We start from the raw sequence: 15,833 nt of genomic DNA on the forward strand, positions 1-15,833 counted from the left end.
AGCCCCCTGAAATCATATAGAGAGCAAAGAGGAGGGGTGGAAATGGAGCATACGGAAGATTATGTGAAGCTGGAGAATGTATCCAAAATATATGGCTCAAAAGAAGTGAAGATCATAGCAGTGGATGAGATCAGCTTCCGGATAAAAAAAGGAGAATTTGTGGTTGTGGTAGGACCCAGCGGTGCCGGAAAGACGACGGTGCTGAATATCCTGGGCGGAATGGATAAGGCCACATCCGGCAATGTCTGGATCGATGGAAAAAATATCGCAAAATATACAGACCGGCAGCTGACCGGATACCGGCGGAGGGATATTGGATTTGTATTCCAGTTTTATAATCTGGTGCCAAATCTGACTGCATTGGAGAATGTGGAGCTTGCTCTTCAGATCTGTAAGGATCCTCTGGATGCCAGGACAGTTCTGGAGGAAGTGGGTCTGAAGGAGAGACTGACTAATTTTCCGGCACAGTTATCCGGCGGTGAGCAGCAGAGAGTTTCCATAGCCAGAGCTCTGGCGAAGAATCCAAAGCTTCTGCTCTGTGATGAACCTACAGGAGCGTTGGATTATCAGACCGGCAAGGCAATCCTGAAGCTCCTTCAGGATACCAGCAGGGAACGGGGCATGACGGTTATTGTCATTACTCACAACTCTGCACTGACACCTATGGCCGACCGTGTGATCAAGATCAAAAACGGCAAGGTTTCCAGGATGACCGAAAATGCACATCCCACACCAGTGGAAGAGATTGAATGGTAGGTGACGGAATGAAAGCATTGCACAAAGATTTCTGGATGGAGATCCGGAAAAGCAAAGCACGTTTTATCTCGATCTTTCTGATCGTGGCACTGGGCGTTGCATTTTTTTCCGGGATCCAGGCGTCTTCTCCGGATATGAGATATTCCGGAGATGCCTATTATGAAGCAGCAAAGCTGATGGACCTGAAGATCCAGGGAACACTGGGACTGACTGAGCGTGATGTAAAAGCGGTATCAGACATTGACGGTGTGGAATTGGCTGAGGGCGGTTACTCTACGGATGTTATGAGTGGAGAGGACGATGCCAGGAAGGTTCTTCATCTGGAATCCATCAGCAGCAATTTTAATCTGCTCACAGCAGATGAAGGAAGGATACCGAAAAAAAGCGGCGAGATTTTTCTGGACAAGCCATTTGCAAAGAATCGGGGGTATAAAATCGGGGATACCATATCCGTCAGGGAGGATGGAGACAGTGAGCTTCTGAAAAAAACAACCTATACAGTTGTGGGAATCGGAAGCAGCCCTCTTTATATTTCGTTTAACAGAGGAAATACGACTCTTGGATCCGGTGAGGTCAGCGGCTTCGGATACATTCTTCCTGAGGATTTTGAACAGGAAGCTTTTACCCAGATCTATGTTATGGTTCATGAATCCGGGGATGTGATCAGCTATACCGATGCCTATGACAATCTTATCAGGAAAATACAGAAGCGTGTGGAAGGCATCGAAAAAGAACAGTGCAGACTGCGCTATGATGAGATCGTCGCAGAAGCCAATGAAAAACTGGATGATGCCAGAAAAGAGCTTGAGGACGGAAAGAAGGAATCAGAGGAAAAACTTAGCGACGCGAAGAAAAAGCTGGATGATGGGCAGAAGAAGTATGATGATGGAAAAAAAGAGTACGAAGATGGAAAACAGCAGCTCAGCGATGCAAAAAAAGAACTGACCGACGGAAAACAGCAGCTTGCTGACGGAAGAAAGCAGATCGAAGATGGATGGTCTCAGCTTAACAGCGCAAAACAGCAGGTGGAAGACGGTCTGTCCCAGTTAAATGCTGCCAGATCCCAGCTTGCCGACTCCGAAGCACAGATAAATGGGAAGCAGTCAGAGCTGACTGCCGGATATGAACAGCTGACTGCCGCAAAACAGCAGGTAAGTGACGGTGAGGCTCAGCTCCGGGAAGCGGAGAAAACCCTGGAAAGCAAACAGGCTGAGCTTGACAGTGGAAGAGAACAGCTGGAAACGGGAAAGAATACGATCAAAGAAACAAAGGCTGCTCTCACCAGTCAGAAAGAACAGTGTGAGGCAGGACTTGTACAGGTTTCCGAGGGCGAATCCCAGATCAGTTCCGTTGAAGAAGCCCTTTCCGGGCAGCAGGCACAGCTGGATGAACTGACCAGTCAGAAAGAGGCATTAAGCAGTCAGGCGGCGGAGCTGCAGGCGCAGTATGACGCCGGTGCGGAAGCAGGAAAAACTGAGGAAGAGCTGGCGGAGCTTTTCACACAGATTCAGACATTAAATGGTCAGATCAGTGCAATGGAAGAACAGATAAATGCCGGTCAGGCACAGATCGACGGGGCGCGGTCAGAGCTTACTGCAAAAAAATCAGAGCTGGCCCAGACAAGAGCTGAACTGGAGAGCAGCCTAGGTCAGATCAATGAGGGCTTCAGCCAGATCAAAGAACAGGAAGAAACACTTTCCGGGACAGAGGCACAGCTGAACAAAGGCCAGGAAGAACTGGATAAAGGGAAAAAAGAGCTGGAAACAAAGAAAGCAGAGCTTTCAGCGGCAAAAGAAGAAATTGCGGCAAACCAGGCAACTCTGGATGATGGCCAGAATCAGCTGGATTCGGCCAGAGTCCAGCTCAGCTCCGGGAGGCAGCAGCTGGAGGAAAAACAGGCCCAGTTAAATGCCGGTCAGGCAGAAATCCAGGCCAACACAGAAAAGCTTACCAGCAGTCAGGCTGAACTGGATGCAAATGAACAGAAACTCCTGGACGGAGAAAAGGAAATCCAAGAAAACGAACAGAAATTAAAAGATGCAAAAAAAGATCTGGAGGACGCAAAAAAGAAGCTTTCCGATGGAAAGAAAGAATATCAGGATGGCAAAAAAGAGGCCGATGAAAAAATTGCGGAAGCCCAGCAGAAGATCGAGGATGCCCAGAAAGAGGTGGATGATATTGAAACACCGGAGTGGATCATCACAGATCGTAATGACCTTCCGGAATATTCGGATTTTGGTGATAACGCAGAGCGGCTGAAAAACATCGGAAAGGTTTTCCCGATGATATTCTTCCTTGTAGCGGCTCTGATCAGTCTTACCACGATGACACGAATGGTGGAGGAACAGCGAACCCAGATCGGAACCATGAAAGCGCTGGGCTACGGAAAAGCATCCATTGCATCCAAGTATCTCAGCTACGCATTTCTGGCTACAGCAGGCGGAAGCGTTGCAGGAGTACTTTTCGGAGAAAAGGTTCTTCCGTATATCATTATCCAGGCCTATGGGATCATGTACTGGAATATTGGCGATCACATGCAACTGGATTATGAGTTACAATATGCACTGATCGCTTCCGGAGCAGCGGTGATCTGTACTATGGGCGCTACACTGTTTTCCTGTGCAAGAACCCTGGCAGAAACACCGGCATCTCTGATGCGTCCGCCTGCACCGAAAGAGGGAAAACGGATCCTTATTGAACGGATCAGCTTTATCTGGAAGCATCTGAGCTTTTCCTGGAAATCGTCCATGCGAAACCTTTTCCGTTATAAAAAACGTCTTTTTATGACCATTTTCGGAATTGCAGGAAGCATGGGACTGATGCTTGTAGGATTCGGACTTTATGACTCCATTATGGATATTGCGATTCTTCAGTATGATCAGATCCAGCATTACGATGCCATGGTGATCAATGATGAGGATGCCACAGACAGCCAGGAAAAGGATCTTCTAAAATTCCTGGACAAAAACAGCGAGATCGATCACTATACCCGTGTGCAACTCACCAAGATGACGGCACCAAAAGAAAAGGGAAGTGTCAGTATCTATGTGTATGTTCCGGAAAATACGGAAAATTTTAAAGAGGATGTAACGTTACGTGACAGAAAGTCCCACGAGCAGTATGAGCTTACCGACGACGGAGCCGTGATCTGTGAAAAAACAGCTTCACTTATCGGTGTGAAAACAGGAGACGAGATCACCCTGGAGAAAGATAACAGAAAGTATAAAGTAAAGATCACTGCTGTCACAGAGAACTATATGGGACACTACGTTTACATGACCCCATCCTGCTATGAAAAAACATTCGAAGAGAAACCGGAGTATTCAAGTACAGTATATACTATGAAAGAGGATGCAGAGAGTGATCTGGAAACTCTTGGAAATGCGATCCTGAAATATCCGGCGGCTTTAAGTATCAGCTATACAAGCAGCACGGCAGGTCAGGTAGAGCGAATGCTGGGATCCCTCGGAGCGGTGATCTGGGTCCTGATCATTTCGGCCGGAATGCTGGCATTTGTGGTACTGTATAATCTGAACAACATCAATATCACAGAGCGTCAGAGAGAGCTTGCAACATTGAAGGTCCTGGGATTTTATGATGGCGAGGTTTCCCAGTATGTATTCCGGGAAAATATCCTGCTGTCCTTCATAGGAATCCTGGCAGGCGCAGTGTTCGGAATCTTCCTCCATCGGTATGTGATCACAACCGTTGAGGTAGATGCGGTGATGTTCGGAAGAAATATCAAGCCAATAAGCTTTGTTTACAGTGGAATCATTACCTTCGGATTCTCCATGTTTGTAAATATGGTGATGCATTTTAAGCTGAAAAAGATCAATATGGTAGAGTCACTGAAAAGCGTAGAATAAAATAATAAAAAATAAGAAAGCGAAAAATTAATTACCGGAGAGGTAAAAGGATAAGGAGACGAGCATGAAAAAAGTATTATACGAGGAATTACTTCCGGAAGAATGTGTACAGAGGATAAAGGAGATGCCGGTTGCCTATCTGCCACTTGGCACACTGGAATGGCATGGGCCGCATATGCCTCTTGGAGCTGATGGAATCCAGTCAAAAGAACTGTTTGTCCGGGTGGCAGAAAAGGTCGGCGGTGTTGTGCTTCCGATGCTGTTCATGGGACCTGACCGTTTATTTGATGATCGTGGAACTGTATTTTATGGAATGGATATCAATACAGAGGGTGCATTGAATACCTATTATGCCCAACAGATGAAAGGCAGTGCCTACTGGATGGAAAAGGGACTGTTTCAGGATCTGCTGCGCAGTATTTTTGCTCAGCTTTCCAGAGCAGGAGTCCGTATCGTTGTGGGACATGGACACGGTCCGTCGACAAATGTATTTCAGGAAATGAAGGAAGAGGCAGAAGAAAAATACGGACTGTGCATTATGACAGCATGGACCTATGCGGATGATGAGAGACTGAAATATCAGAATGATCATGCCGGAGCAAATGAGACCTCTATTGTAATGGCTGTTCGGCCGGAGCTGGTTGACTTTGGACAGGTAAAAGAAGATGAGAGTAATCTGATCGGTATTGCAGGACGTCATCCGGTCAGAGAATCATCGGAAGCATTCGGAAATGAAATTCTGGAATATACAATGAAAACACTGATCTCAGGCATTGAAAAGGAGTACAAAACAATAAAAGAAAGATAGATACCTGTCTTGACAAAAAAAGAAAATTTCATTATAGTAGGAACATGGCAAAGGCGTTGAATAAGAGGAGTATGCAGATCTACGCTGACAGAGAGAAATGCACAGACGCAAGAGAAGCGCAGGCTGAAAGGCATTTTCAGATGGAAGACTGCAGAAGGTAGCTTAGGAGCCGGGAAACTGAAAGCAGAAATGCAGAACAGATGCTGCTGTGTAGGTTTTCACGTACCCCGCGTTAAGGGACAAGAGATAGACGGGAATAACAGATGTTTTTTCCGGATAATGAAGGTGGTACCGCGAGAATGATCGCCCTTCGCACATTAGTTATTGGCTTTTGTGTGGAGGGCGTGTTTTTTTCTTGCAGAAAACAGGAGCATTTTAAGGTTCCTATAATCAGAAAGATTCAGGAGGAAAACATGAGCAAAGAACTTGCAAAGACTTATGATCCTAAGGGCATTGAGGATCGTCTGTACAAAAAATGGATGGATAACGGATACTTCCATGCAAAAGTTAATCCGGACAAAAAACCTTTTACAATTGTAATGCCGCCGCCCAATGTAACCGGACAGCTGCATATGGGACATGCACTGGATGAGACCATGCAGGATATCCTGATCCGTTTCAAAAGAATGCAGGGCTATGAGGCACTCTGGCAGCCGGGAACTGACCATGCAGCCATTGCTACAGAGGTTAAGGTAACAGAGAAGCTTCGTAAGGAAGGGATTGATAAGAACGAGATCGGCCGTGACGAATTTATGAAACATGCCTGGGCATGGAAAGAGGAGTACGGCGGAAAGATCATCAATCAGCTGAAAAAGCTGGGAGCATCTGCAGACTGGGAGCGTGAGCGCTTTACCATGGATGAGGGCTGTTCCAAGGCTGTTCAGGAAGTATTTATCCGTCTTTATGAGAAAGGATATATCTACAAAGGCTCCAGAATCATCAACTGGTGTCCTGTGTGCCAGACCTCTATTTCTGATGCAGAGGTTGTGCATGAGGACCAGGACGGATTTTTCTGGCACATCAATTATCCCATCGTAGGTGAGGAGGGCCGTTTCGTTGAGATCGCGACCACTCGTCCGGAGACACTTCTCGGCGATACAGCAGTTGCTGTAAACCCGGAGGATGAAAGATATAAAGACCTTGTAGGAAAGATGCTGAAGCTTCCTCTTACAGACAGAGAGATCCCGGTTATTGCCGATGAGTATGTTGACAAGGAATTCGGAACAGGCTGCGTTAAGATCACACCGGCACACGACCCCAACGACTTTGAGGTTGGACGCCGTCATGATCTTGAGGAGATCAACATCTTAAATGATGATGCCACCATCAACAGCCTTGGCGGAAAATATGCAGGTATGGACCGCTACGAGGCACGTAAGGCCATGGTAGAAGACCTGAAGGAGCAGGGACTTCTTGTAAAAGTCGTTCCGCACAGCCACAGTGTTGGTACTCATGACCGATGCGGTACAACGGTAGAGCCGATGATCAAACCACAGTGGTTTGTAAAAATGGACGAAATGGCAAAAGCTGCTATCAAGACTCTGGACGAAGGAAACCTTCAGTTTGTTCCGGCACGTTTTGACAAGACTTACCTGCACTGGCTGGAGAATATCCGTGACTGGTGTATTTCCCGTCAGCTCTGGTGGGGACACAGAATTCCGGCTTATTACTGCGATGAATGCGGTGAGATGGTTGTTGCAAGAGAAATGCCTGAGAAATGCCCGAAATGCGGATGCACACATATGCATCAGGATGAGGACACTCTGGATACCTGGTTCAGTTCCGCACTTTGGCCGTTTTCCACACTTGGATGGCCGGACAAGACACCGGAGCTTGAGTACTTCTATCCTACAGATGTTTTGGTAACCGGATATGATATCATCTTCTTCTGGGTTATCCGTATGGTATTCTCCGCACTGGAGCAGACCGGTGAGACACCGTTCCACCATGTTCTGATCCACGGACTGGTACGTGATTCCCAGGGACGTAAGATGAGTAAATCTCTTGGAAACGGTATCGATCCGCTGGAAGTTATCGACAAATACGGCGCAGATGCCCTTCGTCTTACACTGATGACAGGTAACGCACCTGGAAATGATATGCGTTTCTACTGGGAGCGTGTAGAATCCAGCCGTAACTTTGCAAATAAGATCTGGAATGCTTCCCGTTTCATTATGATGAACCTGGAGGGCAAGACAGTAACAGAGCCGGGAGACCTGAACGCATTGTGCAACGAGGATAAATGGATCCTTTCCAGACTGAACACAGTGATCCGTGATGTTACTGAGAATATGGATAAATATGAGCTTGGAATTGCCGTACAGAAGGTCTATGATTTCCTGTGGGATGAGCTCTGTGACTGGTATATCGAGATGGCAAAGGTAAGACTGTGGAAGGCAGAGGAAAACCCGGCAGCAGCAAACGATGCACTGTGGACACTTCGCACTGCGCTGACACAGGGACTGAAGCTTCTTCATCCGTTCATGCCATTTATCACAGAGGAGATCTACTGCACACTGCTTCCGGATGAAGAGTCCATCATGATCTCTGACTGGCCGGTATACAGAGACGAGATGAATTTTGCAGATGCTGAGAAAGCAGTTTCAAGCTTCCAGGAGGTTGTACGTGGAATCCGTAATACCAGAAACGAGATGAACGTACCGCAGAACAGAAAGACCAATATCTACATCGTAGGCAAAGATGCAGAGTGCTGTGCCCATTTTGAGTCCTGCAAGAAGTCCTTTACAAACCTTGCGTTTGCAAAAGAGATCCACGTACAGCAGGATAAGAACGGAATCGGTGAGGATGCGGTATCCATCGTTGTGGCAGACGGTGTAGTATATCTGCCGCTGGAGGATCTGATCGACCGTGAAAAGGAGATCGAACGTCTCACAAAAGAGCAGGAGCGTCTCACAAAAGAGATCGCACGCTGCGAGGGAATGCTGAACAATCCGAATTTTGTGAACAAGGCACCAGCATCCAAGGTAGAGGCAGAGAAGGAGAAACTTGAGAAATACAAAGAGATGAAAGAGAAAGTGAACCTGCAGTTAACACAGATGGTGAAATAACGAAGGAGTGTTTTAATGAAGTGGTGTAACTTTTTCAATAAGATTTCGCTGATACTTCAGGCTCTGGGCTGTGCAGTCCTGTACTTTGTGATCGAGGCCATATGCAGGCACTCGTTCACAGAGGCGTGGACCTACATGACCACAAGGCCACTTGTATTTGCTTATAATGCGGCGTTTATCTTTACGACGATGCTGATTGTTTATCTCTTCCGAAAGAGAATTTTCTGGCGTATATTTGTGGGCAGCTTATGGCTGTTTCTGGGAATAGTAAACGGTGTGCTTCTTCTCAACCGTGTCACACCGTTTACAGGACCGGATGTGAAGAATCTGACAGATGGACTCAGTATTGCAAAAAAATATCTGACCCGTACCCAGATGACCATAGGTGCAGTTCTTCTGGGGATTGCAGTTCTGATTCTTCTGATCATCCTGATAAGATCGCCGAAGTACAGAGGCAAGCTGAAATATAAGGTAAATATTCCGCTGGTCCTGGTCGGGGTTCTTGCATTTGGAGGAATCACACAGCTTGCTCTGGAAAAAAGAGTTCTTTCCAATTATTTTGGAAACATTGCCATAGCTTATGAGGATTACGGATATCCCTACTGTCTGGCAACGACGATCTTTAATACCGGAATCAGTGCTCCGAGAGACTATTCCGAGAGTGAGATCAAAAGGATCGAGAAGTCGGAAGAAAATCTTCCGGAAACGAAAGAAGGCAGTCATCCGAATATTCTGTTTTTGCAGCTGGAGTCCTTTTTTGATCCTACGCTGGTAAATTATCTGGAACTGTCAGAAGATCCTATTCCGAATTTCAGAAAGCTGATGAAGGAGTATTCCTCCGGATATTATAAGGTACCTTCCGTAGGAGCCGGAACCGCAAATACCGAGTTTGAGTCCATTACCGGAATGAGCCTTCATTATTTTGGACCAGGAGAGTATCCTTACAAGAGTATCCTTAAGGAAACTACCTGTGAGAGCGCACCGTATGTTCTGAAGAATCTGGGCTATACTGCTCATGCAGTACATAACAATGAGGCGAATTTCTACGGAAGAAGAAGCATTTTTCCGAATCTGGGATTTGATACCTTCACTTCGGCAGAGTACATGAAGGATGAAAACCAGAAGAACCCGTTGGGCTGGACAAAGGACAGTGTCCTCACCGATGAGATCGTCAAGTGTCTGGATTCCACAGAAGGACCTGATTATGTATATACTATTTCCGTGCAGGGACATGGAGATTATCCTTCAGAACCGGTACTGGAAAATCCGGAGATCACAGTTTCCGGGGCACCTACTGACGAGCTGAACAATAAGTGGGAGTATTATGTAAATCAGATCCACGAGATGGATAATTTTGTCAAGGAGCTTACTGATAAGCTGGAAGATTATCCGGAGGATGTGGTGCTTGTCATGTATGGTGATCACCTTCCAACCATGGGACTGACCGTGGAGGATGTGGAGAATAAATATCTGTTCCAGACAGAGTATGTGATGTGGGATAATTTCGGACTTAAGAAAAAGAAAGAAAATCTTGCGGCATACCAGATGGCAGCAGAGGTTATGGATCGTGTAGGAATCCATGAGGGAAATGTTTTCAAGTATCACCAGGCAAGAAGAAACACCAAAAATTATCAGGTGGATCTGGAGACCCTGCAGTACGATCTTCTCTACGGAAAACAGTATACATATGACGGAGAGAATCCTTTTGAGCGGACAAAGATGCGTATGGGAATCTATGATACCACACTGGATTCGATTCAGGTTGTGTCTGAGATGGATCACACCTATTATATCCAGGGAACAAACTTTACGCCATCCAGCCAGGTCAAGATCAACGGAGAATGGTACGATACGGTTTACGTGAATCCTACCAAGCTGATCATTACCGGAAAGGAACTGGATGATTTTGACCGGCTCTCGGTAGTGCAGCGAAGCAACAGTTCCACCAGAAAGGCCATGACAAAGAGCCATGACCGGGCAGTTTATGCACTGCTTGCTGACAGCAAGTGGAAGCTTGACAGTGAAAAGAGCAGTTCTGATACAGGGCTAACGGAGGAAACGGATATAGCGTTAGAAACGGGATCCACAGAAGATTCCGGTGAAGAAAACAGTACAGACAACCAGTAAATGGCATAGAAAAAATACTCCGATACAAAAAATGTCGGATAAAATATTACGATTAGGACTGGACATCTTCCACCACTATTATATAATGGTATCGTAACGAACAGGAGGGGAGAAGCTTTTCTCCCCAAAAGTTCTTTACGAATACATTATAGATAAGTGATGGTTTTTTTTATGAATTACGAAGAAGCAGTTGCGTATATTGAAGATATACCGAGATTTACTACTAAGAACAGCCTGGACCATACCAGAGAATGCTTAAGAAGACTTGGAGATCCGCAGGAGAAATTCCGTGTGATCCATGTGGCAGGAACCAACGGAAAGGGAAGTACCTGTGCTTTTATCACATCGGTCCTTCGGGAAGCAGGATATTCCTGCGGACTTTTTACATCTCCTCATCTGGTGGAGATCAACGAGCGTTTTCAGATCAACGAGGAAGTGATCGATGACGATACCTTCCTTCGTGCTTTTGAAAAAGTTAAAAAGCTTTCCGATGAGCTGGTTGCGGAGGGAAGCTATCATCCCACCTATTTCGAGACACTCCTTCTGATGGGAATGGTGATCTTTGCAGAAGCCGGCGTGGATTATGTAACACTGGAGACCGGTCTTGGCGGACGTCTGGATGCAACCACTGCTGTGGAGAATCCGGCAGCCTGTGTGATCACATCCATCAGCCTCGATCATATGCAGTATCTTGGAAATACAGTTTCCGAGATCGCAGGAGAGAAGGCAGGGATCATGGTGCCGGGTGTTCCGGTGATCTACGATGGAAATGATTCGGATGCGGCCGGAGTGATGCGTGAGCATGCAGAGAAGCTGGGATGTCCATATTATGAGCTGAAACGGGAGGATACAGAAATCCATAAGATCACAAAGGACGGAATCAGGTTTTCTCTTAAGGACGAGACATATGGCGATACCGTATTTGATATACCGTTTATCGCTCGTTATCAGGTTATGAATGCAGCTCTTGCGGTGAAAACCATTCAGGTACTGGAAGATCAGATCCCGGTATCTCTGGAGGCGCTGAAGGCCGGTATGGCAAAAACACGCTGGCAGGGAAGGATGGAAACGGTTCTTCCGGGTGTGATCGTGGATGGCGCACATAACGAAGACGGTGTCGAGAAGTTTGTAGAGACAGCAGAACATTTCCAGAAGGAATTTCCTCTGACTCTGCTGTTTTCCGCAGTGGATGACAAGGACTATACGGATATGATCCGCACGATCTGTACCAGGATCCGTTTCCGACATGTGATCGTCACACAGGTAGGCGGATATCGTAAAGTTCCGGTAGAAGAGCTTGCGGAGATCTTCCGTGAAGACGGAGTACCGGAAGTGGAAGCAATAGAGGATGTTCCAGCAGCTTTTGAACGGGCAGTAAAGGAAAAAGGCGAGGATGGAATGCTGTTCTGTGTAGGATCCCTTTATCTGGTCGGTGAGATCAAGGCTGTGATCAGGAGGAAAAAATTATGATCGATTACGAAGAGGAACTGAAGAAATTTGAACCATGTCTGGATGTGGCAGATGTAGAAGGTGCCATTTATGACCGGGAGATCACAGATATCATGGATGTACTCCAGGAGATGCTGCGTGAGGTCAAGAGCAACAGACGTGTAAGATAAGGAGAAGTGAATGAACTGCATAAACTGTGGAGCGTTCCTGACAGATACAGATCTGGATTATTGTCCGCACTGTGGAGCCAATGTACTGATTCAGAAGAAGGTGGATTACCTTTCCAAGCTTTATTATAACCAGGGGCTGGAAAAAGCCAGCATCCGGGATCTGTCCGGGGCGATCAGCTGTCTGAAGCAGAGTCTTGCCTATGACAAACGGAATATCCGTGCAAGAAATCTTCTTGGTCTTGTATATTTTGAGACCGGTGAGGTGGTTGCCGCACTGAGTGAGTGGGTCATTAGCAAGAATATCCAGAAGAACCGAAATCTGGCTTCAGAATATATTGCCAGGCTTCAGGCAAACCAGAACAAACTGGAAACGATCAACGAAAGCATCAAGAAATATAACAATGCCCTCGCCATGTGCAGGGAAGGCCATGAGGATATGGCGGCCATCCGCCTGAAAAAGATCCTGTCCCAGAATCCCAAGCTGATCAAGGGGTATCATCTTCTTGCTCTGATCCAGATGAAGAATCAGGAGTGGAATAAGGCAAGAAGAACCCTGAAAAAAGCAGCCAGGATCGACAAGACCAATACCACCACACTTCGTTTCCTGCGTGAAGTTGACGAGCAGACGGGTGTTACCACAAAGATGGAAAAACGGCGTAAGGGCTTGTTTGGAAATGAAAAAAATGAGAATGATAATATTTCAGGAGAAATCGTTGTAAGGCCGTCGTCTTATAAAGAAAGATCAAAGATATCACTTTTCTTTACCACGGTACTTGGATTTGCGGCAGGAGCGGCAGCATTCTGGCTCCTTGTACTGCCGGCTGTGAAACAGGATATTTACAGGCAGGCCAATCAGCAGATCATACAGTACAGTGATTCTCTTTCCAGCCAGAGCGTGGAGCTTACCAAAGCTCAGGGAGAAGCTGCCCAGTCCAGTGATACGGCAGATGCAGTTGCCAGACAGGCAGAGGAAGAGCAGAAACGCAGTCAGAGCTATGAGGCTTTGTTTAATGCATATACTGCCATGCAGCAGGATGATCTGGATACAGCGGCGCTGGAACTCCAGAAGGTATATGTGGATACACTGTCAGATTCTGCAAAGGGAATCTATAATACTATCAGCGGAAAGACCGGTGTAAGCGGGACCGAGAGCGGATCTTCTGACGGAACGTCCGGTGATGACAGCAGCACAGATGGAACAGCTGGAGTTGATGCCGCAGCTTCGGATGGAGAAGATACACAGAGCTCTGACGGAGATACCGGAGAAGACAGCAGCTACAGTGACGGAGGATATGGGGATTCCTCTTACGATGGAGGCTATACAGAATAAAAAAGATCATAACTCATACAGAGGAGAAACCTCGGATAAGGGGAATGTGCGTTGGCACATTCCTCTTTTTTTACCCTTTGGTCATTAAAAATGGAATAAAAAATCAAAAATGGGGGAATGATAGAATGACATCAGGTTTTGAAAAATCCGGAACCGTGCTGACTGTACATCTTCCGGCGGAACTGGATCATCCGGCTTCTGATGAGATTCGGAGAGACTCAGACCGTATTATTGGACATAACTATATAAAAAATATGATTTTTGATTTCTCAGAGACCGTTTTTATGGACAGCTCCGGGATCGGTCTGCTGATGGGGAGGTACCGGGCACTTGGCATGAGGGGGAAATGTGTGCAGGTTATCAATGTGAACAGTCATATTGCAAAGCTTCTGCGGTTATCCGGAGTGGGAAAATATATTGAAATCTGTGGAATTGAAAAATCGGCAGGTGAACAGGAGGGTGTTTATGATGGAAAACACAAATGAAATGACGATCATTTTTGACAGCAGACCGGTAAATGAAGCACTGGCAAGAGTTGCTGTGGCTTCATTCTGTACACAGCTGAATCCTACGCTGGAGGAAATTTCGGATCTGAAGACCGCAGTATCGGAGGCAGTGACCAATTGTATCATACACGGGTATGAAGGGGAGATACATAAGATCCGGGTAGAATGTCGTCTCCGGGGGCAGGAACTTCAGGTAGATGTGACAGATCACGGAGCCGGGATCCCGGATATCAAAAAAGCCATGGAGCCTCTGTTTACCACAAAGGCGGATAAAGACCGCTCCGGTATGGGGTTTACATTCATGGAGGCGTTTATGGATGAGCTTCAGGTGGAATCGGAGGTTGGCCGTGGAACTACAGTGCACATGAAAAAGATCATCAGGAGGTAACTATGGATCGTACTCTTGTCCTCATCGGGCGTGCACACCAGGGGGATAAAGCGGCAAGAGATCTTTTGTTTGAGGAAAATACAGGACTGATATACAGTGTGGCAAAGCGTTTTCTGGGACGTGGGGTGGAGATGGAGGATCTGTTCCAGATCGGCAGCATCGGACTTCTGAAAGCAGTGGATAAGTTTGACATGTCCTATGATGTGAAATTTTCTACTTATGCAGTTCCCATGATCATCGGAGAGATCAAACGTTATCTCAGGGACGACGGGATACTGAAGGTAAGCCGTTCTCTGAAGGAAAATCACTACAGGATCTATCAGGTGAGAGAAGCACTGACGCGCCGGCTGGAGCGGGAACCTACGATGGAGGAAATGGCAGCGGAAATGGGAATTTCCATAGAAGAACTGGTAATGACTATGGAATCCGGTGCAGAGGTGGAATCTCTTCACAAAACGATCTATCAGGGTGAGGGAACGGAGATTTCTCTGATGGACAAGCTCCCGGAAAAAGAAAATCGGCAGGAAAAAGCACTGGACAGGATTTTTCTGGAAGAGATACTGGGAACTCTGGAGGCAAAGGAACGGAGGCTGATCTATATGCGGTATTTTCAGAACATGACCCAGATGGAGATTGCTCATGAGCTTGGCGTATCCCAGGTACAGGTATCCAGAATGGAAAAGAGGATCCTGCGCAGTCTGCAGGAATCCGCAGAGAAAAAATAAAGGGGAGCCATGAGAAATGCTGCTGTTTTCTCATGGCTCCTTTTTGTGGGCAGCAGATTTAGTCAGACTGCTGCTTTTTTATGAAAAAGTACATTTTTGTATTTGGAAAGTGCTCCAAGAAGGATCATACCGATCACACCGGCTGAGATAAATTCGCCGGCTCCTACTGTGAGCATCATAAACGGGATAGGAAGGTTAATGCCATATCCGTAACGAAGCACAAGAGGAACGATCACAATGTTGGAAACGATCGGCGGGATCGGGGCTGTCCATTTGCCTGTATTGCGAAGCTTGTAGGTAAAGAATGCACCAATAAGTGTGGCAATGCTTCCGAAAATGATGTCAACCGGAATCGCACCGCCAAGAAGATTGGCGATGATACATCCCACGAACAGTCCCGGGATGGCAGCCGGTGTGAAGAACGGAAGCACAGTCAGTGCCTCGGAAAACCGGATCTGAACTTCACCGAAGCTAAGTGGCGCGAATACCAGTGTCAGGACAACATATACAGCTGCTATGGCAGCTCCCTGTACCAGAAAATGAGTACCTTTGTTTTTCATGTTTTTTATTCTCCTTTAGTTTTGTTTTACGAGTGGAAGGTCACGAACACTCGGCACATTTATAGGCGGTGACCGCCGTG

12 protein-coding genes are annotated in these 15,833 nt (G+C 46.6%); 11 read left to right on the forward strand and 1 reads right to left on the reverse strand.

Going from position 1 to position 15,833, the window contains the following annotated elements:
• Positions 1 to 42 precede the first annotated feature (42 nt).
• From EYS05_RS10430 to EYS05_RS10475, 11 genes are all read left to right on the forward strand, one after another.
• Entirely contained in the window at positions 43 to 756 is a 714-nt protein-coding gene (locus EYS05_RS10430) for an ABC transporter ATP-binding protein (protein WP_138277130.1), read from the forward strand.
• Complete coding sequence (locus tag EYS05_RS10435) at positions 750 to 4,622, forward strand: FtsX-like permease family protein (protein ID WP_138277131.1); 3,873 nt, start codon at positions 750 to 752, stop codon at positions 4,620 to 4,622. The genes EYS05_RS10430 and EYS05_RS10435 overlap by 7 nt, the downstream gene beginning before the upstream one ends.
• A 64-nt stretch (positions 4,623 to 4,686) precedes the next feature.
• Positions 4,687 to 5,430, forward strand: coding sequence for a creatininase family protein (locus EYS05_RS10440; RefSeq protein WP_118512989.1), 744 nt, complete (start codon positions 4,687 to 4,689; stop codon positions 5,428 to 5,430).
• Between the two features lie 413 nt (positions 5,431 to 5,843).
• Positions 5,844 to 8,498 carry a valine--tRNA ligase gene (locus EYS05_RS10445; protein WP_118513122.1) on the forward strand — a complete coding sequence of 885 codons (2,655 nt, stop codon included), beginning with the start codon at positions 5,844 to 5,846 and terminating at the stop codon, positions 8,496 to 8,498.
• 15 nt (positions 8,499 to 8,513) lie between these two features.
• Positions 8,514 to 10,625, forward strand: coding sequence for an LTA synthase family protein (locus tag EYS05_RS10450; protein WP_118624211.1), 2,112 nt, complete (start codon positions 8,514 to 8,516; stop codon positions 10,623 to 10,625).
• Positions 10,626 to 10,796: 171 nt separating this feature from the next.
• Positions 10,797 to 12,095 (forward strand): bifunctional folylpolyglutamate synthase/dihydrofolate synthase, encoded by a 1,299-nt coding sequence (locus EYS05_RS10455; RefSeq protein WP_138277132.1) that lies wholly within the window; start codon positions 10,797 to 10,799, stop codon positions 12,093 to 12,095.
• On the forward strand, positions 12,092 to 12,244 hold the full coding sequence (locus tag EYS05_RS17475) for a hypothetical protein (protein WP_021977044.1): 153 nt from the start codon (positions 12,092 to 12,094) through the stop codon (positions 12,242 to 12,244). The genes EYS05_RS10455 and EYS05_RS17475 overlap by 4 nt, the downstream gene beginning before the upstream one ends.
• A 10-nt stretch (positions 12,245 to 12,254) precedes the next feature.
• On the forward strand, positions 12,255 to 13,574 hold the full coding sequence (locus EYS05_RS10460) for a hypothetical protein (protein ID WP_118512992.1): 1,320 nt from the start codon (positions 12,255 to 12,257) through the stop codon (positions 13,572 to 13,574).
• 125 nt (positions 13,575 to 13,699) lie between these two features.
• On the forward strand, positions 13,700 to 14,059 hold the full coding sequence (locus EYS05_RS10465; RefSeq protein WP_118512993.1) for an STAS domain-containing protein: 360 nt from the start codon (positions 13,700 to 13,702) through the stop codon (positions 14,057 to 14,059).
• On the forward strand, positions 14,043 to 14,468 hold the full coding sequence (gene spoIIAB, locus EYS05_RS10470) for an anti-sigma F factor (protein ID WP_015526893.1): 426 nt from the start codon (positions 14,043 to 14,045) through the stop codon (positions 14,466 to 14,468). Before EYS05_RS10465 ends, spoIIAB begins: the two co-directional genes overlap by 17 nt.
• Before the next feature lie 2 nt (positions 14,469 to 14,470).
• Positions 14,471 to 15,193, forward strand: coding sequence for a SigF/SigG family RNA polymerase sporulation sigma factor (locus EYS05_RS10475; protein WP_118512994.1), 723 nt, complete (start codon positions 14,471 to 14,473; stop codon positions 15,191 to 15,193).
• Positions 15,194 to 15,255: 62 nt separating this feature from the next.
• Here EYS05_RS10475 and EYS05_RS10480 read toward each other — a convergent pair whose 3' ends face one another.
• Positions 15,256 to 15,753 (reverse strand): QueT transporter family protein, encoded by a 498-nt coding sequence (locus tag EYS05_RS10480; protein WP_015526895.1) that lies wholly within the window; start codon positions 15,751 to 15,753, stop codon positions 15,256 to 15,258.
• Positions 15,754 to 15,833 lie beyond the last annotated feature (80 nt).

It is taken from the genome of Blautia sp. SC05B48 (assembly GCF_005848555.1).
In the GTDB taxonomy this organism is placed as follows: Bacteria; Bacillota; Clostridia; order Lachnospirales; family Lachnospiraceae; genus Blautia_A.

Bases quoted from the DNA above. Each gene is read 5' to 3' on its own strand.
- EYS05_RS10430 (WP_138277130.1), top strand. From the start codon at position 43: ATGGAGCATACGGAAGATTATGTGAAGCTGGAGAATGTATCCAAAATA.
- EYS05_RS10435 (WP_138277131.1), top strand. From the start codon at position 750: ATGGTAGGTGACGGAATGAAAGCATTGCACAAAGATTTCTGGATGGAG.
- EYS05_RS10440 (WP_118512989.1), top strand. From the start codon at position 4,687: ATGAAAAAAGTATTATACGAGGAATTACTTCCGGAAGAATGTGTACAG.
- EYS05_RS10445 (WP_118513122.1), top strand. From the start codon at position 5,844: ATGAGCAAAGAACTTGCAAAGACTTATGATCCTAAGGGCATTGAGGAT.
- EYS05_RS10450 (WP_118624211.1), top strand. From the start codon at position 8,514: ATGAAGTGGTGTAACTTTTTCAATAAGATTTCGCTGATACTTCAGGCT.
- EYS05_RS10455 (WP_138277132.1), top strand. From the start codon at position 10,797: ATGAATTACGAAGAAGCAGTTGCGTATATTGAAGATATACCGAGATTT.
- EYS05_RS17475 (WP_021977044.1), top strand. From the start codon at position 12,092: ATGATCGATTACGAAGAGGAACTGAAGAAATTTGAACCATGTCTGGAT.
- EYS05_RS10460 (WP_118512992.1), top strand. From the start codon at position 12,255: ATGAACTGCATAAACTGTGGAGCGTTCCTGACAGATACAGATCTGGAT.
- EYS05_RS10465 (WP_118512993.1), top strand. From the start codon at position 13,700: ATGACATCAGGTTTTGAAAAATCCGGAACCGTGCTGACTGTACATCTT.
- spoIIAB (WP_015526893.1), top strand. From the start codon at position 14,043: ATGGAAAACACAAATGAAATGACGATCATTTTTGACAGCAGACCGGTA.
- EYS05_RS10475 (WP_118512994.1), top strand. From the start codon at position 14,471: ATGGATCGTACTCTTGTCCTCATCGGGCGTGCACACCAGGGGGATAAA.
- EYS05_RS10480 (WP_015526895.1), bottom strand. From the start codon at position 15,753: ATGAAAAACAAAGGTACTCATTTTCTGGTACAGGGAGCTGCCATAGCA.